This is a genomic window from Terrisphaera buseokensis (assembly GCF_047521145.2).
GTDB lineage: Bacteria > Verrucomicrobiota > Verrucomicrobiia > Opitutales > Opitutaceae > ER46.
On the sequence record NZ_CM134186.1, the window covers coordinates 7,103,243 to 7,127,676 of the forward strand.

Here is a 24,434-nt window from a genome sequence, read left to right on the forward strand (position 1 = left end):
GCGCAGGGGCGCGGCGGAGCCTACCCTTTCAAGCCGACGCGGATCATGTTCACCGCGATCGCCGCGAGCAGCATCGCGATGATCTTCGAAATCGCGCGCAACCCGGCCGCGCCGATCATCCGGCCGAGGCGTTCGCTGAACGTGAACGCCAGCATCACCAGCCCAAGATTCACGACCAGCCCCGCCAGCGCGTAACGCACGCCGAGGGTCTGCGCGAGCGCGATGAGGGTCGTGATCAACGCGGGCCCCGCGATCAGCGGCATGCCCAGCGGCACGATGCCGAAGTCATCCGGCAGACTCGCGGGCGACGCCGACGACTGGATCAGTTCGCGCGCGGCGAGAATGAAAAGGATGAGCCCGCCCGCGATCTGGAAATCGCTCGCCGCAATCCCGAGCGCACGAAACATGCTCGACCCGAGAAAGAGAAACAGCAGCGCCACGGCGCCGCCCGTGATCGTCGCCTGACGGGCGATCCGCTGACGCTGCGCCGCAGCCACGCCCTGACCCAGGCCGAGAAAGATCGCGGCCAGTCCGACGGGGTCGATCGCGACGAACATCGGGATGAACGCCTGCAGAAATTTTTCGATCCAGACCGGCATGCGTCGAACCTAACCCGAGGCGGAGCGTGGCGTCGAGCGCGGGTGCAACGGGCAGCGGCGGCGGGCGCTCCCACCACGGCCGCGCCCCGGCCTACATTCCCCTTGTTTCGCCGCGACGTGCGCGGCAACGTGGCCCTCCTGTTTCATCTCCCTTTTTGTCCCTGCCATGAAGATTAACTCCTCCCTGACACCGCAGAAGCTGCAGAAGAAAACGACCCGCGTTTTCGAACTCGCCGGCCAGAAGATTCGCGCCATCGACGCCGCGTGGGATCCGTCGAAAGGCACACCGGTCTTCACCATCAAGGGCAAATACACGTCCCGCGGCTGGACCGAGTGGACGCAGGGATTTCAGTTCGGCATGGCGTTCCTGCACTTCGACGCCACCGGTGACGCCGCGATGCTGAAGCTCGGCCGCGAGAAGACCGTGAAGTACATGGCGTCGCACGTGTCGCATGTCGGCGTGCACGATCACGGCTTCAACAACGTTTCCACTTACGGCAATCTGCGCCGGCTCATTCTCGAAGGCAAAATCGCCCGCGAACAGGGCGAGCTCGACTACACCGAGATCGCGTTGAAGGCGTCCGGCGCGGTGCAGGCCGCGCGCCACGTGCCGACCGCCTACAAGCAGCCGTGGTCGCCGGTGGGCGCCGGCGCGGGCGTCGCGCCCAGTGGCTACATCTATTCCTTCAACGGACCGCAGTCGCTGTTCGCCGACACGATCCGCTCGATGCGTTCGCTCGTGGTCGCGCACCAGCTCGGGCACGTGCTCATGGGCGAGGGTGACAAGCCGATCAACCTGCTGCATCGCGCCGTCGAGCACGCCGCCACCACGGCGCGGTTCAACGTGTTCTTTGGACAGGGCCGCGACTCGTACGACGTGCGCGGGCGCGTGGCGCATGAGAGCGTCTTCAACCGCAACGACGGCCAGTTCCGCTGCCCGAGCTCACAGCAGGGCTACTCGCCGTTCACCACCTGGACGCGCGGCGCCGCGTGGATCATCTGCGGCTATGCCGAGCAGCTCGAATTTCTGGATACGGTGAAAGGCGCCGACCTCGACGCCGTGGGCGGCCGTCGCGCCGTGACCGACCTGTTCCTCGAGACGGCCCGCGCCGCCAGCGACTACTACATCGACGGCTACTCGGCCCGCGATGGCGTGCCGTACTGGGACAGCATGGCGCTCAACTCCCACCAACTCGGCGACTACACGAAGAAGGACGCGGATCCATTCAACGCCCACGAGCCGGTCGACAGTTCGGCCGCGGCCATCACCGCCCAAGGTCTCCTGCGCCTCGGCAACTATCTCACCGCCAAGGGCGAAAAGGCTGCCGGCAGGAAGTATTTCCAGGCGGGACTCACGATTGCGGATACGCTCTTCGGCGAGCCGTATCTCTCGACCGACAAGAAGCATCAGGGGTTGTTGCTGCACAGCGTTTACCACCGTCCGAACGGCTGGGACCACATCCCGGCCGGCCGCAAGGTGCCCTGCGGTGAAGCGTGCATGTGGGGCGACTACCACGCGGTCGAACTCGCGCTCCTCATCCAGCGTCTCGCCGAGGGTAAATACTATACCTTTTTCTGAGCGCCGGGTTGCGTCTGCCACGGATCGCGTGAGCATGTGAGTGAGGCTCAGACCCCGCGTCTCGACCACATGCCCATTTCGCCGCTGCTCTACGAATCACACTCGCACACTCCGCTCTGCAAACACGCGACCGGCACGCCTTCCGAGTATGCCGCGGTGGCCGAGCAACGCGGCCTGAAGGGCATCATCATCACGTGCCACGGCCCGCTGCCCGACAACATGGGGCTCGAGCACCGCATGGCGCCCCACGAGTACGAGAAGTACGTCGAGATGGTGGCGGCCGCCCGCGAAGAGTTTGCGGGTCGCGTGGATGTTCGCCTTGGACTCGAAAGCGACTTCTTCCCCGGCCTCGAATCCTGGAGCGAAAAACTCCACGCGCGCGTCCCACTGCATCACGTGCTGGGCTCCGTCCACATGCAGGTGTCGTTCTACCGGTCGAAGTTCTACACCGGTGACGCCCTCGAGTATCAGCGCACGTACTTCGGTCATCTGGCCGACTCCGCCGAGACCGGACTCTTCGACACGCTCGCCCACCCTGACCTCGTGAAGAACGAGGCGCCCCACGAATGGCAGTTCGCGCGCATCGAGTCCGACATCAAGAAGGCGCTCGATCGCATCGCGGCGACGGGCGTCGCGATGGAGCTGAACACCAGCGGCCTGAACAAGGCGCTGCCGGAAATGAATCCCGGTCCGCAGATGCTCACCCTGATGCGCGAGCGCGACATCCCCGTGGTGCTCGGCGCCGACGCGCACCGGCCCGCCCGCGTCGGCGATCGCTACCAGCAGGCGCTCCGCATGCTCGACGAACTCGGCTTTGAAACGGTGAGTTACTTCCTCGAGCGCAAACGCCACATCGTGCCAATCGATGACGCGCTCGCCTCGTTGCGGGAAGTGCCGCTGGCGAGTCAGCCGCGCTGAGGGCGGGACGCAGGTCACGTGAATCCGCCCGTCCGGCTCAACCTCTACGACTTCACGCGCGAAGAACTACGCGCGCAATTCGTGCGCTGGGACTTCTCCCCGGTTCACGCGGAGCGGCTCTGGAACTATCTCTACCTCCAGCTCGCCGAATCGTGCGATGCCACGGCGATGCCCGAGCTGCCGGAGAAAGTGCGCGCCCGACTCGCCGCCGGCGGCAAACCCGACGTCCTGCCCACCGCGCTCGCGACCGATTCGAGCGATGGCTTCACGCGGAAATATCTCCTCTCGCTCGCCGACGGCGAACGGATCGAAACGGTGCTGATGCGTTTCAACGGCCGCGTGACGGCCTGCATCAGCTCGCAGGTCGGCTGTGCGATGGGCTGCGTCTTCTGCGCCACCGGTCAGATGGGCTACACGCGCCACCTCACGCCCGGCGAGATCGTCGCCCAGGCCGTGCATGTCGCGCGCGCTCTGCGCAGCGCGGGCGAACCGCATCGCCTGCGCAACGTCGTGCTCATGGGCATGGGCGAACCGTTGCACAACTACGACGCCGTCATGAGCGCGATCGACATCCTGCGCGATTCCGCCGGCCTCGCAATCGCAGCGGAGCGGATCACGTTGAGCACGGTCGGCGTCGTACCCGGAATTCTGCGACTGGCCGCGGAGAAGCGCCCGCTGCACCTCGCCGTTTCCCTGCACGCCGCCACCCAGGCCGAACGCGCGGCGCTGGTACCGGCCGCAAGGAAGTGGCCGCTGGACGAACTCATGGCCGCGTGCCGCACCTACAGCGAGGCCACCGGCCGTCGCATCTTCTACGAGTGGACGCTAATCGAGGGGAAGAACGACACGCCGGAGCACGCGCGCGCCGTGGGAAATTTACTCCGCGGTCTGCCGGCCCAGGTGAATCTCATCCCGCTGAATCCCACTTCCGGATACGCCGGCGCCCCGACGCACAACGAGGCGGCGAAGGCGTTCCAGCGGATCCTCGCCGCGGAATTCTCCCTGCCGAGCACGGTGCGGCAACGGCGTGGGATTGATATCGGCGCCGGCTGCGGCCAGCTCGCCGTGGCCAACGCGTGATCAATCCGCGCCCGCAGAAAGCGCGGGCCGGGCAGTCGGGTTTGTGATACCGGGCTTAAACGGCGGGACTACCGCGCGGGTCGCCCAATTCGCGGACTGACGACCGCGGTGGTGAGCGTTAACACCGCCGCAGTCCAACCCCCTTATGGCCTCAAACCCCTCGATTACGTTTCCGCTGCGGGAAGCGGAAATGCCAACGCATTGGTACAATCTGCTGGCGGACTTTCCCGAACCGCTGCCGCCTCCGCTTCATCCCGGCACGCGTGAGCCCGTCACACCGGATCTGATGATGGGGCTGTTTCCCGAGTCGCTGGTCGCGCAGGAGATGTCGGCGGAGCGCACGATCGAGATTCCGGCGGAGGTGCGGGAAGTGTACGCATTGTATCGACCGACGCCGCTGTTGCGGGCCGTGCGCCTCGAACGGGCGCTGCAGACGCCCGCGCACATCTACTACAAGTACGAAGGCGTGAGTCCGGCGGGGAGCCACAAGCCGAACACCGCGATTCCGCAGGCGTACTACAACAAGCAGACGGGAACCAAGCGGCTCGCGACGGAGACAGGCGCCGGCCAGTGGGGTTCGTCGCTCGCGTTCGCGTGCAGCGTCTTCGGCCTCGAGTGCAACATCTACATGGTGAAGGTCAGCTATCACCAGAAGCCGTACCGCCGGCTGCTCATGCAGACGTACGGCGCGACGGTGCACGCGAGTCCCAGCAACCAGACGGAGTTTGGCCGCCGGCAGCTCGCGGAAAATCCCGACAGCAACGGGAGCCTCGGCCTCGCGATCAGCGAGGCGATCGAGGACACGATGAAGCATCCAGGAACCAAATACGCACTCGGCAGCGTGCTCAACCACGTGTGCCTGCATCAATCGATCATCGGCGAGGAGACGATCAAGCAGATGGCGCTCGCCGGCGAGGAACCCGACGTGATCTTCGGCTGCGCCGGGGGCGGCAGCAATTTTGCGGGCCTCGCGTTTCCCTTCGTGCGGCAGAAAATCAAGCATGGCAGCAAATGCCGGATCGTGGCGGTGGAACCCTCGTCGTGCCCTTCACTCACGCAGGGAGAATTGCGTTACGATTTCGGCGACATGGCGGAGACGACTCCGCTGATGATGATGCACACGCTCGGCCACACCTTCATGCCGCCGAGCATTCACGCGGGTGGACTGCGCTATCATGGCATGGCGCCGATGGTGAGCCACTGTCTCAAGCTCGGACTGATCGAGGCGATGGCGTATCCACAAATGAAGGTCTTCCAGGCGGCGCTGCAGTTCGCACGCGCCGAAGGCATCGTGCCGGCACCCGAGTCATCGCATGCGATCGCCGCCGCGATCGACGAGGCGGTGAAGTGCCGCGAGGAGGGAAGGAAACGCGTGATCGTGATCGGTCTCAGCGGGAACGGCCTGCTCGATCTTGCCGCGTACGACTCGTTCCTCTCGGGCCACATGCACGACACGGGGAAAGACGACTGATACCAATGGCCGTTATTAATTAGACTTTAGGTTGGCGCGCCAGCGTTTACGCCGTCGAGTAGCCAGCCGCGGCCAATCAACTCCGCGACGCGGGCGCTCTCGGTGCGCCACGGTCGCAGCGCGGCGAGCAGATGATCTTCGAGGCGGCGCAGGCTCGGATAGAGTCGATTGCAGATCTGGTCCTTCACCAAGTCACCGAGTTTCTCGACCGGATTGAGTTCTGGGCTATAGGGCGGCAAGGGCAGCAGTCGGACGTTCTTGGGCAAGCGCGGATCAGCGAGTGGCAGGTGGAAGCCGGCCTGGTCTTGGATCACGACATGCAACGCCGCCGGGTCCGTGGCGCCGAGCTGTTGAAGAAACAGCGCATGCACGTCTTGGTCGATGCACGGGGTGAACAGTAGTTCCAGGCGGTTGGCGCCATCGACTTCCAGCGCCTCGTGGAGGTAGCCCCACTGATAACGCGTCGCATACGGGGCGTGCACGCGGACCCCGCGTTGGCCCCAGACCCGACGGATCACGGGCAACAAGCCATAGCGGTGCTCATCGAGCACCCACAACCGCACCGGTTGTCCGGTGCGCGCGGCCGGACCGGCGAGCGCTTCCAGTTTCAGGGGCAGTTCGACTTTGAAGGCCGCGGCTTTCGCGGGATCCTTTTCGCATGGCTCTTGCGGGGCACTTTGAGCTTACCGCCCAACCGGCGCAGCACCTTGAGGGCACCGCTCTCACTGAGGGTTTTGCGGGTGCGCTTCTTAATCCAAGCTTGGGCGTCCTTCGCTCGCCGGAACTGCCCGGCGGCCAACCGTTCCAGGAACTCGGTTTGCACGGCCCCACGCACGGCCGGCCGGTTTCCCGGCGCCTTGCCCCGCTGCAGCAGAGCGGCCACGCCGCCGGCGACGACCTTGTCCCGATACGTGAACACCGTCTGCCGCGACACATCCGCAATCTTCATGATCTCCGCCACCGTCAGTTCGTGCTGCGCGATCAGCCGCACCACCAGCAGGCGCCGCCGCGCCCAGTCCGGCTGGGACTGCGTCCACGCCGCCTCAATCTGTGCCACCACTTCCTCGCCCAGTTTCGGTAGAGTTCTCGCCATGCCCCCGGACTACTCCAAAGCGACCTGCTTGTATAGTCTAAATGTTAGAGGCTGTTGGTATGATACCAATCACTCCTTGCTTTTGGACTTCTGGATCGATCGTGGCTACGAGCGCGAACGGAAGAAAATCAGAACCGGCTCCTCTGGACGAGGATCGTAAGGGAGAGCCGGTGGATCGATCTGAGACCGGAATTCGCGTTCATCCGCGTGATTCGCGGGCCCCTGCTGCGTTCCGCCAAGGCAGGGAGCGACGCGGCTCTGCCAGCCACGGGCTATTTCTTGCCCAAGCCAAAGACCTTCGCCGCAGTGCCGTTCTTGAACTGCGAGGGGTTGGCGCGGAACGCGGCCTCCTGTTTGGCGAGATAACCAAACGTGGAGTCCAGCAACTGCGTGTAGAGATGAGACTCGAGATCCGCCGTGCTGGGCACACCCGCCATTGCGGCCATCGGGCCGGCCTTGGCGAGGAGATCCTTCGCCTTGGCGGCGGTGCCGTTGGCGGCGAGGGCCTGCGACACGAGCGGCATGAGTTTGGTGCGCAGGGCGGAATCGGCTGACTTGCGCAGCAGCTGGGTGGCGGCATCGGCCGGTCCGCCGACGAGGGTCTTGGCGTCGGCCAGCGTGAGCGGTCCGATTGCGCCCTTCAGCACCGCCACGGTTTGCGGCGCGACCGTCGCAGCCGCTTGGTTGAGCGAGGCCTTGAACGAATCGAAAGCGCCGGACTGGTTGAGCCGGCTGAGCGTGGATTCGAGCTTCGCCATGGAGCTCGGCGCGGAAACCTGCACAGCGCCGGGTTTGGAGAGTTCGGTGCCGGCTGCGCCGACCAGCGCGGTGAGGCCGGTCTTGAGGCCGTCAAGCAACTGGGCGGATGTGAGGCCGGCGGAACGGAGCGCGGCATCAGTGGCGGCATTGGCCGGAACGGGCTTGGGGGCATCGGCGCCGCGAACAGTGCTGGCGAAAACGGTAACGACGAGCGTAACGAAAAGGCGGGTAGTCATGGTAGCAGGGGAGAAAGTCGATATGGGAGTCCTGTCGACTGAAGTCGATACTGCGCGGAACGGGGGCGGGCAAACGATCGGACGCCACGTCGCGGTGTCAAAAAAAACGCCACCCGTCCAGGCTCGCGACGCGAGCGGGAACGGGTGGCGGAAAGAGAAAACGCGGGACGCGTTCGCGCCGTTACGGGAGGTCGGTGTAACCCATCAGGTAGCGATCGCACTCACGCGCGGCGCCGCGCCCTTCGTTGATCGCCCAGACCACGAGACTTTGGCCGCGGCGGCAGTCACCGGCGGCGAAGACGCCCTTGATGTTGGTGGTGTACTTCTCGTGCTCGGCTTTGACGTTTGAGCGCGGATCGGTCTCGAGATTGATGGCCTTGAGCAGCGCCTGCTCGGGCCCGAGGAAGCCCATTGCCAGAAGCACGAGCTGGGCAGGGCGGGTCTTTTCGGTGCCGGGTTGTTCCTTCGGGATGAACTGACCCTTGTCGTTCTTCTCCCACTTGATCTCGACGGTCACGAGTTCCTTCACATTGCCGGCGGCGTCGCCGACGAACTTCTTCACCGTCGTGAGGTACACGCGGGGATCGGTGCCGTATTTGGCCGCGGCCTCCTCCTGGCCGTAGTCCATCTTGTAGGTCTTGGGCCACTCCGGCCACGGATTGTCAGCGGCGCGTTCAAGCGGCGGCTTCGGGAGAATTTCGATCTGCACGAGGCTCTTGCAGCCATGGCGCATCGAGGTGCCGACGCAGTCCGTGCCGGTGTCGCCACCGCCGATGACCACGACGTCCTTGCCCTTGGCGTGAATCGCACAGTGCTCGGCGCCGCCATTGAGGACGGCCTTGGTGTTGGCGGTGAGAAACTCCATCGCGAAGTGCACGCCCTTCAGGCTGCGGCCTTCGATCGGGAGATCGCGCGGCTGCGTGGCGCCCGTGCAAATGACCGTCGCGTCGTAGTCCTTCAGGAAGACCTGCGCGTCGACGTTGTCGCCCACGTTGGCGTTGCAGACGAACTTGATGCCCTCGTCTTCCATCAACTTGATGCGGCGCAGGACGACCTCCTGCTTGTCCAGCTTCATGTTCGGAATGCCGTACATCAGCAGGCCGCCCGGACGGTCGGCGCGTTCGAACACAGTGACGAGGTGACCTGCGCGATTCAGCTGCACCGCGGCGGAAAGACCCGCGGGGCCGGAACCGATGATGGCGACCTTCTTGCCGGTGCGGCTCTTCGGCGCCTCGGGCACGACCCAGCCTTCATCCCAGCCCTTGTCGATGATCGAGGCCTCGATGTTCTTGATCGTGACCGGCGGCGCGTTGATGCCGAGGACGCACGAGCCTTCGCATGGGGCGGGACACACGCGGCCGGTGAACTCGGGGAAGTTGTTCGTCTTGTGCAGGCGATCGAGCGCCTCCTTCCAGAGGCCGCGATAAACGAGATCGTTCCACTCCGGGATGAGGTTGTTGATCGGGCAGCCGCTGGCCATGCCGCTGATCAACTTGCCGGTGTGGCAGAACGGGATGCCGCAATCCATGCAGCGCGCGCCCTGCTGGCGGAGTTTCTTCTCCTCCATGTGGTGGTGAAACTCTTTCCAGTCGCGCACACGCTCGCTGGGCGTGCGGTCGACGGGCAGTTCGCGCAGATACTCGATGAAGCCGGTTGGTTTACCCATGGAGCGGGATGATTTGAAAGTTGAGATTTGAGATTTGAAATCGCGGCAGCCCGTCGGCGGGCCGCCGCGGGCGGTCAGTTGCCGCCGACGCGCGACGTGTCGCGGGCGTTTTCCTCGAACGCGGCCATGATGGCTTCGTCGCCGGTGAGTCCCTGGGCCTGCGCTCGCTCGATGCAGGCGAGCATGCGCTTGTAGTCCTTGGGCATCACCTTGACGAACTTGGGCAGGAACGCCGCCCAGTTATCCAGGATTTCCTTCGCGCGGACGCTCTTCGTGTAGTCGAGGTGCTTTTGGATCATCGCCTTGACGGCGGCGACCTCGCGGGCGTCCTCGAGCTTCTCGATGCCGACCATCTGGACGTTCACCCGCTTGGCGAAATCGCCGGACTCGTCGAGCACGTATCCAATTCCCCCGGACATGCCGGCGCCGAAGTTGCGGCCGGCGCGGCCGAGCACGACGACGTTGCCGCCAGTCATGTACTCGCAGCCGTTGTCGCCGATGGCCTCAACCACGGCGGTGACGCCGGAGTTGCGGACGGCGAAACGTTCGCCGGCCATGCCGCGGATGTAGACCTCGCCGGCGGACGCGCCGTAAAGCGCGACGTTGCCGATGATCATGTTTTCCTCGGCCTTGAACGTGGCCTCCGGCGACGGATAGATGATGAGCTTGCCGCCCGAAAGGCCCTTGCCGAAGTAGTCGTTCGCGTCGCCCTCGATGGAGAGCGTCATGCCGCGGGTGACGAAGGCACCGAAGCTCTGGCCCGCCGAGCCCTTGAACTTCAGCTTGATCGTGTCCTCGGGCAGACCCTTCGCGCCGTGCTTCTTGGTAATCTCACCGGACGTGATCGTACCGACCACACGGTGGACGTTGCGGATGGGCAACTCGGCGATGACCTTCTCGCCACGCTCGATCGCGGGCCGGCACAGCTCGAGGAGCTGCTTCATGTCCATCGAGCGATCGATGCCGTGATCCTGCTTCATCTGGCAGAAGCGCCCGACTTCGGGGCCGACGTCCGGCTGATAGAGGATGTTGGAGAAATCGAGCCCCTTGGCCTTCCAGTGTTCGACGGCCTTCTTCGCCTCGAGGCGATCGGTGCGGCCGATCATCTCCTCGATGGTGCGGAAGCCGAGCTGGGCCATGATTTCGCGGATGTCCTCGGCGATGAACTTCATGAAGTTCACCACGTGCTCGGGCTTGCCGGCGAACCGGGCCCGGAGCTGCGGATCCTGCGTGGCGACGCCGGCCGGACACGTATTCAGATGGCAAACACGCATCATGATGCAGCCGGTGGCAACGAGCGGCGCAGTCGCGAAACCGAACTCCTCGGCGCCGAGCAGCGCGGCGATGACGACGTCACGGCCGGTCTTGAGCTGGCCGTCGGTCTCGACGGCGATGCGCGAGCGCAGATTGTTAAGGACGAGCGTCTGGTGCGTCTCGGCGAGGCCGAGTTCCCACGGCAGGCCGGCGTGCTGCAGCGAGGTCTGCGGCGAGGCGCCCGTGCCGCCGTCGTATCCGGAAATCAATACAACGTCCGCGTGCGCCTTGGCGACGCCGGCGGCGATGGTGCCGACGCCGACCTCGGAGACGAGCTTGACGCTGATGCGGGCGTCCTTGTTGCCGTTCTTCAAGTCGTGGATCAGCTCGGCCAGATCCTCGATGGAGTAGATGTCGTGATGCGGCGGGGGCGAGATGAGGCCGACGCCGGCGGTCGTGCCGCGGGTCTTGGCCACCCACGGATAAACCTTGGTGCCGGGCAGCTGGCCGCCTTCACCGGGCTTCGCGCCCTGCGCCATCTTGATTTGGAGTTCGCGCGCGTTGACGAGGTATTCGCTCGTGACGCCGAAGCGGCCCGAGGCGACCTGCTTGATCGCGGAGTTCTTCGAGTCACCGAGCTCGTTCGTCCAGGTGAAGCGCTCGGAGTCCTCGCCGCCTTCGCCGGTGTTCGACTTGCCGCCGATCCGGTTCATGGCGATGGCGAGCGTCTCGTGCGCCTCCTTGGAGATGGAGCCGTACGACATGGCGCCCGTCTTGAAGCGCTTCATGATCTTCTCGGCCGACTCGACCTCCTCGATCGGAATCGGCGCGGTGCCGTTCTTGAAGTCGAGGAGCGAGCGCAGCGTGCAGAGGTTCTTGCTCTGATCGTTCACCAGCTTCGCGTACGAGTTGTAGGCCGGCTTGCTGTTTTGCCGGACCGCTTTTTGCAGCGCGTGCACGGACTCGGGCGTGAAGAGATGGGCTTCACCGCTGGAGCGCCACTGATAGAGGCCGCCGACCGGCAGGACATGACCGTCGACCGCGCGTTCCGGATATGCGGCGCGGTGACGCAGGAGCACCTCCTGGGCGATGACATCGAGGCCGATGCCGCCGACGCGCGACGGCGTCCAGGTGAAGTAGTGATCGACGACATCCTGGCGGAGGCCGAGGGCCTCGAACACCTGGGCGCCGCGATAACTCTGGATCGCGGAGATGCCCATCTTGGACATGACCTTGACCACGCCCTTGGACGCAGCCTTCACGAAGTTCTGGCAGGCCTTCTTGTGATCGATGTTGGGCAGCATGCCCTCGCGAATCATGTCGTCGATGGTCTCGAACGCCACGTACGGATTCACCGCGCTGCAGCCGTAGCCGATCAGCAGGGCGAAGTGATGCACTTCGCGGGCGTCGCCCGTCTCGAGCACAATCGAGACGCGCGTGCGCAGGCCTTCGCGAATCAGGTAGTGGTGCAGGCCGGCGACGGCGAGCAGGGACGGGATCGGCGCGTAATCGCGCGTGACGCCGCGATCGGAAAGAATGAGGACGTTGATTTCCTCTTCTTCAATCATGCGGCGGGCCATGATCGAAAGCTCCTCCATCGACTTCGCGAGGCCCTTCTCGCCGCGGGAAACACGGAAGAGAATCGGCAGCACGCCGGTGTGGAGACCCGGCAGCTGCGTGCGGCGGATCTTGGCGAACTCCTCGTTGGTGAGGACCGGCCACTTCAATTCCACGCGGCGACAAGCGGTCGGCTGCGGGTTGAGCAGATTGCCTTCGGAACCGAGCCGCGTTTCGGCGGAGGTGACAATCTCCTCGCGGATCGAGTCGATCGGCGGGTTCGTGACCTGGGCGAAGAGCTGCTTGAAATAATCGTACAGCAGGCGCGGCTTGTTGGAGAGCACCGCGAGCGCGGCGTCGTTGCCCATCGAGCCGATCGCTTCGACGCCGTCCTTGGCCATCGGCGTGATGATTACGCGCTCATCCTCGAACGTGTAGCCGAACGCGATCTGCCGCTGGAGCAGCGTCTCGTGGTTGGGCTGCTCGATCTTCGGCGCCTCGGGGAGATCGCTGAGATGGACGAGGTGCTCGTTCAGCCACTGCCGGTACGGCTGCTGCTTGGAAATCTCACGCTTGATCTCCTCGTCCTCGATGATGCGGCCCTGTTCGGTATCGACCAGGAACATGCGGCCCGGCTGCAGCCGGCCCTTTTGCAAAATCTGATCGGGCGGGAAATCGAGCACGCCGGCTTCGGAGGCCATGACGACGAAGCCGTCCTTGGTCACGTAATACCGCGACGGGCGCAGGCCGTTGCGGTCGAGGATCGCGCCGACCTGCTTGCCGTCGGTGAAGGCGATCGACGCCGGGCCGTCCCACGGCTCCATCAAACAGGAGTGGTATTGGTAAAACGCGCGGCGGTCATCGTCCATCGACTCGTGGTTGGACCACGGTTCGGGGATCATCATCATCATCGCGTGCGGGAGCGACCGGCCGGCGAGCACGAGGAGTTCGAGCGTGTTGTCGAACATCGCGGAATCCGAACCGTTCGGATTGATGATCGGCAGGATCTTCTTGATGTCGTCGCCGAAGGCTTCGCTGGCAAACAGCGCCTGGCGCGCGTGCATCCAGTTCATGTTTCCGCGCAGCGTGTTGATTTCGCCGTTGTGCGCGAGGTAGCGGTAGGGGTGCGCACGTTCCCAGCTCGGGAACGTGTTGGTCGAGAAACGCGAGTGGACGATGCTGAGGGCCGACTCCATCGACGGATGCGTCAGCTCGGGGAAATACTTGTCGACCTGATCGGTCGTGAGCATGCCTTTGTAGACGAGAGTCTTGTAGGAGAGACTGACCACGTACCAGTATTCGGCGCCCGCGAGGGTCGACGTCCGGATTTCGGCGTAGGCTCGCTTGCGGACGACGTAGAGCTTCCGCTCGAAGGCCATGTCGTCGGTCATGCCCGGGGCGCGGCCGATGAAGACCTGACGCATGAAGGGTTCGGCGGACTTCGCCGTGTCACCGAGCATCGAGTTGTCGGTCTTGACGGTGCGCCAGCCCAGGAAAACAAGGCCTTCGGACTGCACCACCTGCTCGAAACGCTCCTCAATCTTCCGACGCACGGTCGGATTGCGCGGCATGAAGACGAGGCCGCAACCGTATTGGCCGGCTTCAGGCAGGGTGAAGCGGGCGGCTTTGCACGCCTCGGCGAGGAACGTGTGCGGCATCTGAATGAGGATGCCGGCGCCGTCGCCCGTGTTGATTTCAGCGCCGCTGGCGCCGCGGTGGTCGAGATTGCGCAGCACCTGCAGCGCGTCGGACACAATCTTGTGCGACTTGCGGCCGTGCATATCGACGACGAAACCGACGCCGCAGGCCTCGTGTTCAAAAAACGGATCGTAGAGGCCCTGTTTGACCGGCAGCCCGGGGGAGCGAGCGGGAGTCGCGGTGTCGGTCGGCGGATGGTTGGCGCTGCTGGTACGGTGGTTCATTTCGTCGAAAATCGGAAAGTCGTTGAGTGGCAAGGGCCGGCTGGAGAGCCGCATCTTCCTAGAGCAAAAAAAGGGCCGTCTCGTCGTGTGCGAGAGCGGCCCGTGAAAGTATTAAGTGCGGAGTGCTCTCAGCGTAGTTTTTAGAAGAAGCGGATCGTTTTCGTCGCCATCTTGGCGTGCTCCTCATCGGAGCAACCCGCATTCGTCGCGACGTCCGTGGGGACGTCGGTCGGTTTCACCAGATCGTTGCTGAGGAGATAGTTTTCCACTTCTTCGCCGGAGACATCGGCGAGCATCACGCCGTCGACTTCGACGCAGGGAGAGAGCGGCTGTCCGGACTTCTGCACCATTTCCGCGTAATTGGCGCGGTTGTTGATGATATCGATATCTTCAAACGGCAGACTGTGTTTCCGCAGGATGGCGCGGACACCGTTGGACCAGCCACAGTGGGGCTTGAGATAGGCTTTGATCTTCATGCGGTGAACGTGTGCGAGGACAGAAGCGGCGCAAGGTATAGGCCGCACAATTGGCCGATCAAGCACCGTCTTTAGAATTTGCTGACAATTCTGTCATAGATTGAGGCCGGGGTGTACAGCTGCGGACGCTGCCCGCGACGAACCTCAACTCCGGAAAAGTTTCCGCTAGCCGGATCGCACGCGTTGCCGTATCACGCGCCAGATGAAAGTGCTCGTGACCGGCGCGGCCGGCTTCATCGGCTACCACACGGCGCGCCGGCTCGCAGAAACCAAACGCTGCGACGTGCTCGGCGTGGACATTCTGAGCGACTACTACGATGTCGCCCTGAAGCGTGCGCGCCTCGAGCAACTCAACGGACTGGAGGATTTCCGTTTTCTGCAGGCGGATTTCGCCGATGCGGAGAAATTTGCCGGCCTTGTGGCGCATTTCGCCCCGGACTACGTGGTCCATCTCGGGGCGCAGCCAGGCGTCCGCTTCAGCATGGAGCAACCGGCCGCGTACACCCGCAACAACCTCGACGGCTTCGCGAGCGTGCTCGAGGCCTGCCGGCGCACGCCGCCGAAGCACCTGGTGTTTGCCTCCAGCAGCAGCGTGTACGGTGCCGGGGCCAAGCCACCGTTCCGCGAGGACGACAACACCGATCAGCCGATCTCGTACTACGGCGCGACCAAGAAAGCCAACGAGCTCATGGCCCACAGCTACGCGCACAATTACGGACTGAACCTCACCGGGCTGCGGTTTTTCACCGTCTACGGACCGTGGGGGCGCCCGGACATGGCGCCGACGTTGTTCGCGCGGGCCATCAGCGAGGGCAAGCCTCTCAAACTGTTCAACGCCGGGAAAAACCTCCGCGACTTCACTTATATAGACGACATCGTGGACGGCATCGTGAAGGTGCTGCTCTACCCGCCGGCCGAGCGCCCCACCCCGCCGCTGCGGATCTTCAACCTCGGCCACCACCGCCCGGTGGAAACCATCCTCTTTGTGCGCATGCTCGAGGAACTGCTCGGCCGGAAGACCGACGTGGAACTGCTCCCGCCGCAGCCGGGCGACATGTACGAGACGTGCGCGGATCTCACCCGCATCCAGGCCGCCATCCAATTCACCCCGAAGGTACCGCTCGAGGAAGGACTGCGGCGGTTTGTGGAGTGGTACCGCGGTTACTACCAGAGCTGAGTCGAAACCAAGCCCCACCGGCCGCACGTCAACCTCGCCCGGGCCCTTTTCCGCCGCTCCCTCCAGCCTCCTTCGCGATGAAAACCATTCTCCTGCTGGTCGCCTCCAACATCTTCATGACCCTGGCCTGGTACGGGCAGCTCAAGTTGAAGATTTTCGAGGGCAAGTCCCTCTGGATCGTCATCCTGATGTCGTGGGGCATCGCGTTCTTCGAGTACTGCCTGATGGTGCCGGCCAACCGCCACGGCTACGCGAGCGGCCTGACCGGCTATCAACTGAAAATCCTGCAGGAGGTCATCACGCTCGCGGTGTTTGTCGTGTTCGCATGGCTGGTCCTCGGCGAGAAGCTGGCGTGGAACTACGCGGTGAGTTTCGGCTTCATCCTCGCCGCGGTCTACTTTGCCACGGCGTTCAAGCCCGCCGCCGCTGCGGCCGGTCACTAACGCCGCCCGCGCCCGCATGCTACTCCGGCAGACGATAACTGCAAAGGTGTGAACCCGCCGCGAAATACACGCGGCCCTCGAAAGCATCGCCACCGGAGGTGATCGGCAGCGGCGCAGCGGCGAGCCACGTGACCGCAAAGGTCTCCGGCTCAATCTGCGCAATTCCCTGGGTGAACAGCACCGTCACGCGTCCATTCCGTCCCGCCACGAACGCCCGCGGCCCCTGGCCGGTGATCACGCCGCCGTGGATCGCGCCGACGTCCTGCTGGTGAATCACGCGCCGCTGCGCGGGATCAAAGACAAAGAACTTCGTCCGATCGGCAAATCCATACACGAGGCCGCGCGGACCTGCCGTGAGGTCGGTGTAGGTCTGCACGCCCGGAAACACCGCCGCATGCCATTCCACGGTCTTCGTCGCGACGTCCATCACGTAGAGTTCCGCCACCCGCACCTTGGATTCGCCACCGGTGCCCGCCGCAGTCGTGGTTCCACCCAGAAACTTCCCGCCCGGCAGCTCCACGAGACTGAACGTCGACTGCTGCGGGAGAATTGCGGTGTGTTCCACCAGTGTGCGCGCCTGGGTGGCCCGATCCCAGAACAGCACGCCGCCGCCGGTCAGACCGTAGCCCGGAGTGCCGGCCAGCACGAGGTTCCGCCCGTCCGCGAGCGCCAGCAGATCGTGCGGCCGGTTGATTGCAGGTTCGCACTCCGTCAGGAAACGCGGGTTGCTGTTCGCGTTGCCCTTCCCCGTCTGCACCCACGCTGACGCCGGGTCCCACTCGAGGAGGAAGCCATGCGGGTAGCCACCGACGAAGAACCGCGCACCCTGCCGCACCACGGTGTTGAACTGGCCGTGCGCCGGCCAGTTTTGCCAGGCATCGCGCGCGGGCGCGTAGCTGAACATCCGCATCGGAAACGCCGTGCCGCCGCTGATCGTGCCATCGGGCGCCACCGCCACAGCGACGACATGTGCACCTTCACTCGTGTAGTCGAAGGGCACCGTGCGAGTCTCACCCGCGCGCGGCTCCTCGACGACGAGCGTTCGCGCCACGGTATCGCAGGAGGCCGCGCGCCGGCCGCTGGGGAAACGGGCGTGAAACAGTCCCTGGTCGCCCGCGATCAACGGCTTTCGCGGGGGCGTCGTTGTCAACCGGACGCTCCGCGCCGCCCCGCGATGAAATTCCCGCCACGTGTCCGCCGCCTCGCCAGGCACGCGCGCGTACACCTTGCCGTCGGTGCTACGGAAAAGGGCGGCGTAGCCCGGGCGGCGCTCGGGTCCGGCCAGCGCCGGCCGGAACTCATCGCTGCCGGGCACGACCACCAGCACCTGCGCCGCCGTGGAGCCGATGCCCACGTAAACCCAGCCGGCGTCGTCGACCGCTACGCTGCGCGGGTACTGGCGCCAGTTTTCAGCATTGAGGGAGCGACGGTCCTTGAACACTCGCGTCGCCGGATCGAAGGAAACGAGTCCGCTGTTCGGATAACTCGCCGCCCAAATCGTGCCGTCGTCCGCTTCCGTCAGGCTCATGGCCATCTGGGGCGCCGTCTTGCTCACGAAGGTAAACGCCCGTTTCACCGGATCGAACTCGCTGAAATGACCGCCGAACTGCGTGTAGTATTTGTTGCGGCTCGAAAGCAGCGACGCAAACGGGCCGTCTCCCGACCACGGATACGGCGTCGGAAACTGTTCCGACTTCCCCGTGACGGCATCGACCATCAACAACGCGTATCCGCCGCGGTGATCGTAGAGCCAGATCAGCATCACATCGCGGCCATCGCCGTCCACCGTCGCCACCATCCCGCGATGCTGGCTGAGCGGTGTGGCGACGCCGTGATCGGAAAACCCGCCGCCGAGATCGCGCGAGTCCGCGTGCGCGTTGAGCCACGGCAGCAGCAGAAGGAAACAGCACGAGACGAGGCGATTTCGGTGCATGGAAAAAGGACGCCGGTGGCGCAGCGCGGAGCCCGCCCCGCCCCACGATCGCAAAACCGTGTCGGTCCCGCCTGCGAAGTCAGCGGGCCGGGGGACGCCGGAGCATCGCGGCAACATGGCTGAACCGTCCCAATCTCCCCGTTCGAAGGCAAACCGTTTGGCCGCCCCGTTGCCCGCAGGCTCGTGGCAGGCCATGTGACCCGTCGTTCAGCGTGGAAATACGCTGGCCGAGTCGAATAACGCGCGCAATAACCTCAGCCCGATCGCACCACTCACGGATCCGGAGAAATCGCGGATTCGTGCGCCTTGACCGACCTCCACACCACTCCGCAGACCTGTTCCCATGAAACGTTCGCTCATTGCCAGATCCGGCCTTGGTTCACTCCTCGCGCTCGCCGCGTGCCTCAGCCTTCCCTCTCGCGCCCTCGCCCAGACGGCGCCGGCCACGCCGCCAGCCGCGACCGCGACCGCCAACAAGGAGGCTGCCAAGGATTCCGCCGTGCAGCTCTCGGTGTTCACCGTCTCGGAGGAGAAGGACATCGGCTACGAGTCGATGCAGACCACGTCGGGCATGCGCACCGTGCAGGAGCTGAAGAACGTCGCGAACTCGATCTCGATCATGAACGCGCAGTTGATGGAGGATCTCGCGGTCATCGACCTCAACGAAGCGTCGAAGTGGTTCGTGACCGGTGAGGACAATCCCGATCCCGCGCTCTCGAATCGCATGATTTTCCGCGGCATCGTCAACAATTACGCCCTGCGCAACGGCTGGATCTGGTACTCGCCGATGGACTCCTACGCCACCGAGCGCGTGGAACTTCTCCGCGGGCCGAATGCGTTTCTCTACGGCGAAGCCGATCTCGGCGGCGCGAACAACCAAGTCACGAAGCGCGGCCTTTTCACCCGCAACATCACCCGCGTGAAGCTGATGTTCGGCGATGATGCGTTCGGACGCACCGAAATCGATCTCAACCGCCGTTTCGGCAACAAGGTCGCCCTGCGCGTGGCCGGTGTCTACTCGAAGAACGACTCTTGGATCGATCACGTGCGCCGCGATTTTCAAGGTGCCTACGCCGCGGTCACCTACCGTCCCTTCCGCACCACGACGATCAGCCTGATGGCCGAGAAGGCCCGCATCGACTCGGTCAACGCGCAGGGCCTCTTCCTCGACAACTACTCCTTCACCAACGTCACCACGCTCACCAACACCGCGGGGTATGTGTTCGTCCCCGCCACCGGCCAGTCCTATCGCGCCAACACCATGCGCCGCAGCAACGGCACGGGCCTGACTGCCGTCGACAGCAGCATCGTGCCGAAGACGTTCCAGGTCGCGGGTCCGAACTCGACCTACAACAATGAATACAGCTCGGTGACCCTCGAGGTCGAACAGCACGTCGGCAAGAATCTGCACCTGCAGCTGTCGGGCAATTTCTACCAACAGCAAATCGATCAGTGGAACGTCGCCGCCGCGCGCAACATCTTCCGCGACCTCTCGCCCACGCTGCCCAACGGCACGCCCAACGCGCGCTTCAACGAACTCTACACCGAGTATTTCCGCACCCGGAACATCAACGGAAACATCGTCCGCGACATGCGCATCTCGGCGGTGTACGACCTGAAGACCAAATGGACCAACCAGCAGTTCGTCCTGAATCTGCAGCAGCACCAGGACAATCCCGGTCAGAAGAAACCGAAGTGGGGCGAATACGTTGACCCCTCGAACCCGAACTTCGTCGGCACAATCAATCCGGCGCAGACTCAGGCGGCCTTCACCGCCAATCGCACGACGTTCACGAACAACCGGCTGATTCGCCGTTACTATCTCAAGGACGGCACCGACGAAAATCTCACCGGGAGTCTCGGCCCGATTCCCGGCGTGTCCAACTGGTTTCCCGACCTCTCGAACTCGGTTCCGGCCACGGGCAATATCATCAACCGCCGCTTCTACACGCCCTCGGTCGGCGTCGGCGCCTCCGGCAGCTACTTCAAGAACCACCTCTACACGCTCGTGGGCTACCGACGCGATCATTTCAACATGAAGACCACGGTCGGCGCCCCCCAGCCGATCGCAAACACCTGGGTCAACCAGTACATCGAGGGTGCCTTCGCGCCGAACCCCGCCTTCGTGCAGTACAAGGTCGACGGCGCCAACTACGGCGTCGTGTACCGCGTCAACGAAGCCATCGGCTTCGCCTACAATCGCGCGCAGTCGTTCCGTATCTCGGTCGGTGAAGGCGCCGACACGTACACGCCCGGCAAGAAGCAGAGCATCCCAACCGGCGAAGGCCAGGATCTCTCAGCCCGGTTCAGCCTCTTCGGCGGCCGGCTGGAGCTGAACACGGTCTACTACGACAACTACCAGCCCAATGCCCGGTTCAATCCGGCACCGGTGATCGCGGTGCGCGATGAAATCTCCGCGATCTTCCCGACCACGTTCAACGCGGCGGGCCAAGACTATCAGACGATCACCACGAAAGGCTACGAACTGGAAATCATCGCCAACCTCACCCGCAACTGGCGGCTGATGCTGAACGGCGCCACGAACAAGGTCGTGACCGAAGACCGCGCGCCGCTGCTGAAGAGCTATCAGACCGAAGCGAAGGATCTCGGCCGGCCCACGCCGTTGCTGGATGCATTCCTGCTCACCATCCCCGAGGGCGTGCCCAATGCCGGCTACACCAAGACGCGCGCGAACATCTTCACGCGTTACACGTTCTCCCAAGGCCCGGTCAAAGGTCTCTACGTCGGCGGTGGCGCCAACTGGCGCGAACCGACGTTCCGCGGCAACGCCGTCGTCGTGCAGGGCGGTCCCGTCACGGCCCTGTGGTCGCCCTCATACTACACCGCCACGCTGCTGGCCGGTTACCAGACGAAGATCTTCAATCGCCCGACGAGCTTCGCCGTCAACGTGAGCAATCTGTTCGACAAGGAATACTACCTGTCGGCCACCACCACCACCGGATCGTGGGGTGCGCCGCGGTCATGGCGCATGACCATGACAACCGACTTCTGATCCCGCCCGGAACCTGAGAGCTTAACGCGGCAGCGCCCGGAAAGCGGGAGCGCTGCCGGCGCAGGGCGGCCCGCAAGAGAGCCGCTCTGCAGCCGAAGCGGAGCGAGAACGTGCACTCCCCGCTTGACGTGTTCATATGAACACGTACACGTGTTCACACGCAGACTGGAGGCTGACCCGTATTTCCGGGTGATCGGGGGCTTGCGCCTTCGCTTTCGAGGCTTCAGGTCTTCGCCACACCACTCGTTCTCCTCCACCCGCTCCGAATTCCGTCCGCCATGTCCAAAGCCGCTCCCGCCGAAACCAAGTCCGCCGCGCCTGCCACGAAACAGAAAGCGGAGGTCGTCGCCGCCAGCCATGTTCGCGAAAAGAACATCGAGCTCGCCCTTTCCTCCATCACGAAACAGTTCGGCGAAGGTTCGATCATGCGGCTGGGCAGCAACGCCAAGATGAAGGTCGAGACGCTGACCACCGGTTCGCTCGCCGTGGATCTGGCGCTGGGCGTCGGCGGTCTGCCGAAGGGCCGAATCGTCGAGATCTACGGCCCGGAATCCTCCGGTAAGACGACCTTCTGCTTGAGCGTCATCGCCGAGGCCCAAAAACAAGGCGGACTCGCGGCCTTCATCGACGTCGAGCACGCGCTTGATCCGAAATATGCCCGCGTCGTAGGTGTAAAACTCGATGATCTGCTCGTCTCCCAGCCGGACAGCGGCGAGGACGCGCTGAACATCATGGAGACGCTCATTCGCTCCAATTCCATCGATGTCATCGTGCTCGACTCCGTCGCCGCGCTCACCACGAAAGCGGAATTGGACGGCCAGATGGGCGACATGACGATGGGCGCCCAGGCCCGCCTCATGAGCCAGGCGATGCGCCGGCTCACCGCCGTCGTCAGCAAGACCCAGTGCGTGTGCATCTTCACGAATCAGATCCGCGAGAAGATCGGCGTGATGTTCGGCAATCCCGAGACGACGTCCGGCGGCCGGGCCCTCAAGTTCTTCGCCTCGGTCCGCATCGACATCCGCCGCAAGGACCAGATCAAGACGCCCGAAGGCAAGGTCATCGGCAACCGAACCAAGATCAAAGTGGTGAAGAACAAGGTCGCCCCGCCGTTCACCGAGGTGGAGTTCGACATCATGTACGACGAGGGCATCTCGAAGATGGGCTCGCTCCTCGATTTGGGCATCGAGCACAAGATTCTGGAAAAGAAAGGCGCGTGGATCGCCTACGAAGGCAATCTGGTCGGCCAGGGTCGCGACGCCGCGAAACAGGCCCTCAAGGAAAAGCCGGAGTTGGCGGAGAAAATCCAGAAGGCCATTCTCGCGAAGGTGACGATCGTCGGCGGCGCCACCGTCACGGGCGAAGCCGGCGAGTGACGCCCCGACGGCGATCGAATGAAGCTGGGCGGGAACGAAAATCCCCTTTAAGGGGTCGATGCGTCCCATCCCCATGCTTCTTCGCTCCAACCCACATCCCGTTACGTTCTTGCCGGCTTCGTCCGTAGATCCGCGGACGCTGCTGGCGCTCATCCTCGCGCTCGTGACGCCTGCGGCACTCCTGGCCGCGAAAGCGCCCAAGGAGTCGAAAGAGAAAGAATCGGCCCCCGTGCTCATGTCGCGCACCGGGGGGGGCGGGGGTGGATGGGCTGACCTGAAGGAGCTGCAGCAAGCGGCGACCAAGGGAAACCCCAAGGCCGAGGCCCAACTCGGCGAAATGCTGCTGCGCGGCGACGGCATCGCCCAGGATCAAACCAAGGGCGTTGCGCTGCTGGAAAAGGCCGCGCGGGCCGGCAATTCCGCTGCGGCCTTCCGCATCGGCATGCTGCTCGCGCATGGCGAGAGCGGCGTCGCCAAGGATCCCGCACGCGCCATGGCCTATTTTCAAGCGGGAGCCGCGGGCGGCGAGCCCGAGGCTTTCTTTAACATCGGCGCCGCCTACGCGAGCGCCCGCGGGGTGAAGCGTAATTACGCCGAAGCGCTGGGCTGGCTCATCGTGGCCCGGCAAAAGGGCACCGACGCCAGCGCCGAGCAGTCCCTCCGCACACAGATTAAGTCCCGCGCCGATTGGATCGCAACCGGAGAGCGCCGGGCCAAGGAAATCGAAGCCGAGTTTGCCGGGAAAAAGGCCGTCGACTTTCTTCCACCCGTAGCACCGCTCGATGTCGCCGTTGATCCCTTGCGTCCCGTGCTGCCCAAAGCGGAGAAGTCATAAGCCGACTCGTCGGAAACGCGGACATCCCGCGTCGAGGATTCGCAGCGCATCGCAGTGAGCCGGCCGGTGGGACGCCAACTATGTCCGGGGACGCGCAACGCGCCGAGAGGACGTCCTCGAATTCCGATTGCAGCCACCGATTCCACTGCGCGCACCGGCCACCGGCTTTTTTCATGCCGCCGGTTCTAATAAGGCCGTAAAGCTCGACCGCTAATCCCCGATTGCGCGTTGCGGCCCCGGTTGGGAACGAGTTTCGTGCCGACCAGCGCTCATGTCCTCCGCCGCCGCTTCCTCGTCCTCCGCCGGTGCCGCAATCCCCGGTGACCGCGCCCCGTTGTTTCACGTGCGCGGCCTGGCCCGAATCTACGGCGAAGGCACGGCCACCGTTACCGCCCTCGCCGGCGTCGATTTGGATTTGTACGCCGGTGAACTCATCGTGCTGTTGGGCGCATCGGGCAGCGGAAAGTCCACGCTGCTCAATCAGCTCGGCGGGCTCGACTCGCCGAGCGAGGGCACGCTGCTCTACCGCGGCGCCGATCTGGCCGCGTTCGATGAAGATGAACTCACGGCCTTTCGCCGCGACGCAGTCGGCTTTGTTTTCCAAGCTTACAATCTCATCCCCAGTCTGACTGCACGGGAGAACGTGGCGCTCATCACTGAGATTTGCCGCGCCCCAATGGCTCCCGAAGACGCGCTCGCGCTCGTGGATCTGGCGGACCGCATGGACCACTTTCCGGCCCAGTTGTCGGGCGGCGAACAACAGCGAGTCGCGATCGCACGGGCCATTGCCAAACGTCCCGAGGTCCTGCTGTGCGACGAACCCACGGGCGCGCTCGACGTGCGCACCGGCATCACCGTGCTTGAAGCCATCGAGCGCATCAACCGCGAGCTTGGCACCCTCGCCGTCATCATCACGCACAACGCCATCCTGGCCGACATGGCCGATCGGGTCTTCACGCTATCGGACGGACGGATTGTGACCAGGCGGGAAAACACCCGCCGCGGCTCCGTGCAGTCGCTCGCGTGGTAATGAAGCCCAACGCTTGG

The 24,434-nt window shown here is 64.2% G+C and carries 18 protein-coding genes; 10 read left to right on the forward strand and 8 right to left on the reverse strand.

Going from position 1 to position 24,434, the window contains the following annotated elements; all coding sequences use genetic code 11:
* Window positions 1–20 precede the first annotated feature (20 nt).
* On the reverse strand, window positions 21–599 hold the full coding sequence (locus ACLJEU_RS26705) for a MarC family protein (protein ID WP_414664646.1): 579 nt from the start codon (window positions 597–599) through the stop codon (window positions 21–23).
* 166 nt (window positions 600–765) lie between these two features.
* On the opposite strand from ACLJEU_RS26705, the gene ACLJEU_RS26710 reads away from it, so the two are divergent.
* The 4 genes from ACLJEU_RS26710 to ACLJEU_RS26725 all read left to right on the forward strand — a co-directional run bounded on the left by ACLJEU_RS26710 (window position 766) and on the right by ACLJEU_RS26725 (window position 5,647).
* Window positions 766–2,178 carry a glycosyl hydrolase gene (locus tag ACLJEU_RS26710; RefSeq protein WP_414664647.1) on the forward strand — a complete coding sequence of 471 codons (1,413 nt, stop codon included), beginning with the start codon at window positions 766–768 and terminating at the stop codon, window positions 2,176–2,178.
* 69 nt (window positions 2,179–2,247) lie between these two features.
* Window positions 2,248–3,096 (forward strand): histidinol-phosphatase, encoded by an 849-nt coding sequence (locus tag ACLJEU_RS26715; protein ID WP_414664648.1) that lies wholly within the window; start codon window positions 2,248–2,250, stop codon window positions 3,094–3,096.
* Window positions 3,097–3,114: 18 nt separating this feature from the next.
* The gene (gene rlmN / locus ACLJEU_RS26720; protein ID WP_414664649.1) at window positions 3,115–4,176 is read left to right on the forward strand and encodes a 23S rRNA (adenine(2503)-C(2))-methyltransferase RlmN; all 1,062 of its coding nucleotides are present in this window, start codon (window positions 3,115–3,117) and stop codon (window positions 4,174–4,176) included.
* Window positions 4,177–4,321: 145 nt separating this feature from the next.
* Window positions 4,322–5,647 (forward strand): TrpB-like pyridoxal phosphate-dependent enzyme, encoded by a 1,326-nt coding sequence (locus ACLJEU_RS26725; protein WP_414664650.1) that lies wholly within the window; start codon window positions 4,322–4,324, stop codon window positions 5,645–5,647.
* Between the two features lie 26 nt (window positions 5,648–5,673).
* Here ACLJEU_RS26725 and ACLJEU_RS26730 read toward each other — a convergent pair whose 3' ends face one another.
* The 6 genes from ACLJEU_RS26730 to ACLJEU_RS26755 all read right to left on the reverse strand — a co-directional run bounded on the left by ACLJEU_RS26730 (window position 5,674) and on the right by ACLJEU_RS26755 (window position 14,610).
* The gene (locus ACLJEU_RS26730; RefSeq protein ID WP_457795291.1) at window positions 5,674–6,165 is read right to left on the reverse strand and encodes a transposase; all 492 of its coding nucleotides are present in this window, start codon (window positions 6,163–6,165) and stop codon (window positions 5,674–5,676) included.
* Window positions 6,166–6,254: 89 nt separating this feature from the next.
* Window positions 6,255–6,740 (reverse strand): helix-turn-helix domain-containing protein, encoded by a 486-nt coding sequence (locus ACLJEU_RS26735; protein ID WP_414662711.1) that lies wholly within the window; start codon window positions 6,738–6,740, stop codon window positions 6,255–6,257.
* Between the two features lie 272 nt (window positions 6,741–7,012).
* Window positions 7,013–7,735, reverse strand: a complete 723-nt coding sequence (locus ACLJEU_RS26740; RefSeq protein WP_414662397.1) for a DUF4197 domain-containing protein — start codon at window positions 7,733–7,735, stop codon at window positions 7,013–7,015.
* Between the two features lie 181 nt (window positions 7,736–7,916).
* Window positions 7,917–9,401 carry a glutamate synthase subunit beta gene (locus ACLJEU_RS26745; RefSeq protein ID WP_414662398.1) on the reverse strand — a complete coding sequence of 495 codons (1,485 nt, stop codon included), beginning with the start codon at window positions 9,399–9,401 and terminating at the stop codon, window positions 7,917–7,919.
* A gap of 74 nt (window positions 9,402–9,475) precedes the next feature.
* Window positions 9,476–14,134 (reverse strand): glutamate synthase large subunit, encoded by a 4,659-nt coding sequence (gltB, locus tag ACLJEU_RS26750; protein ID WP_414662399.1) that lies wholly within the window; start codon window positions 14,132–14,134, stop codon window positions 9,476–9,478.
* A 140-nt stretch (window positions 14,135–14,274) separates the two neighbouring features.
* Window positions 14,275–14,610, reverse strand: coding sequence for a glutaredoxin family protein (locus tag ACLJEU_RS26755; protein WP_414662400.1), 336 nt, complete (start codon window positions 14,608–14,610; stop codon window positions 14,275–14,277).
* Window positions 14,611–14,812: 202 nt separating this feature from the next.
* Between ACLJEU_RS26755 and ACLJEU_RS26760 the strand changes: the two genes are divergently transcribed.
* Together ACLJEU_RS26760 and ACLJEU_RS26765 are read left to right on the forward strand one after the other, a co-directional pair.
* A complete protein-coding gene (locus tag ACLJEU_RS26760) occupies window positions 14,813–15,787 on the forward strand; it encodes an NAD-dependent epimerase/dehydratase family protein (RefSeq protein ID WP_414662401.1) in 975 nt (324 codons plus the stop codon).
* A gap of 77 nt (window positions 15,788–15,864) precedes the next feature.
* Window positions 15,865–16,230 carry a DMT family protein gene (locus tag ACLJEU_RS26765; RefSeq protein ID WP_414662402.1) on the forward strand — a complete coding sequence of 122 codons (366 nt, stop codon included), beginning with the start codon at window positions 15,865–15,867 and terminating at the stop codon, window positions 16,228–16,230.
* A 19-nt stretch (window positions 16,231–16,249) separates the two neighbouring features.
* Here ACLJEU_RS26765 and ACLJEU_RS26770 read toward each other — a convergent pair whose 3' ends face one another.
* Complete coding sequence (locus ACLJEU_RS26770) at window positions 16,250–18,163, reverse strand: hypothetical protein (protein ID WP_414662403.1); 1,914 nt, start codon at window positions 18,161–18,163, stop codon at window positions 16,250–16,252.
* A gap of 343 nt (window positions 18,164–18,506) precedes the next feature.
* Between ACLJEU_RS26770 and ACLJEU_RS26775 the strand changes: the two genes are divergently transcribed.
* The 4 genes from ACLJEU_RS26775 (at window position 18,507) to ACLJEU_RS26790 (ending at window position 24,417) form a co-directional block, all read left to right on the forward strand.
* Complete coding sequence (locus ACLJEU_RS26775; protein ID WP_414662404.1) at window positions 18,507–21,176, forward strand: TonB-dependent siderophore receptor; 2,670 nt, start codon at window positions 18,507–18,509, stop codon at window positions 21,174–21,176.
* Between the two features lie 278 nt (window positions 21,177–21,454).
* A complete protein-coding gene (gene recA, locus ACLJEU_RS26780) occupies window positions 21,455–22,552 on the forward strand; it encodes a recombinase RecA (protein ID WP_414662405.1) in 1,098 nt (365 codons plus the stop codon).
* A 163-nt stretch (window positions 22,553–22,715) separates the two neighbouring features.
* A complete protein-coding gene (locus tag ACLJEU_RS26785; RefSeq protein ID WP_457795321.1) occupies window positions 22,716–23,387 on the forward strand; it encodes a tetratricopeptide repeat protein in 672 nt (223 codons plus the stop codon).
* Between the two features lie 271 nt (window positions 23,388–23,658).
* Window positions 23,659–24,417 carry an ABC transporter ATP-binding protein gene (locus tag ACLJEU_RS26790; RefSeq protein WP_414662407.1) on the forward strand — a complete coding sequence of 253 codons (759 nt, stop codon included), beginning with the start codon at window positions 23,659–23,661 and terminating at the stop codon, window positions 24,415–24,417.
* Window positions 24,418–24,434 lie beyond the last annotated feature (17 nt).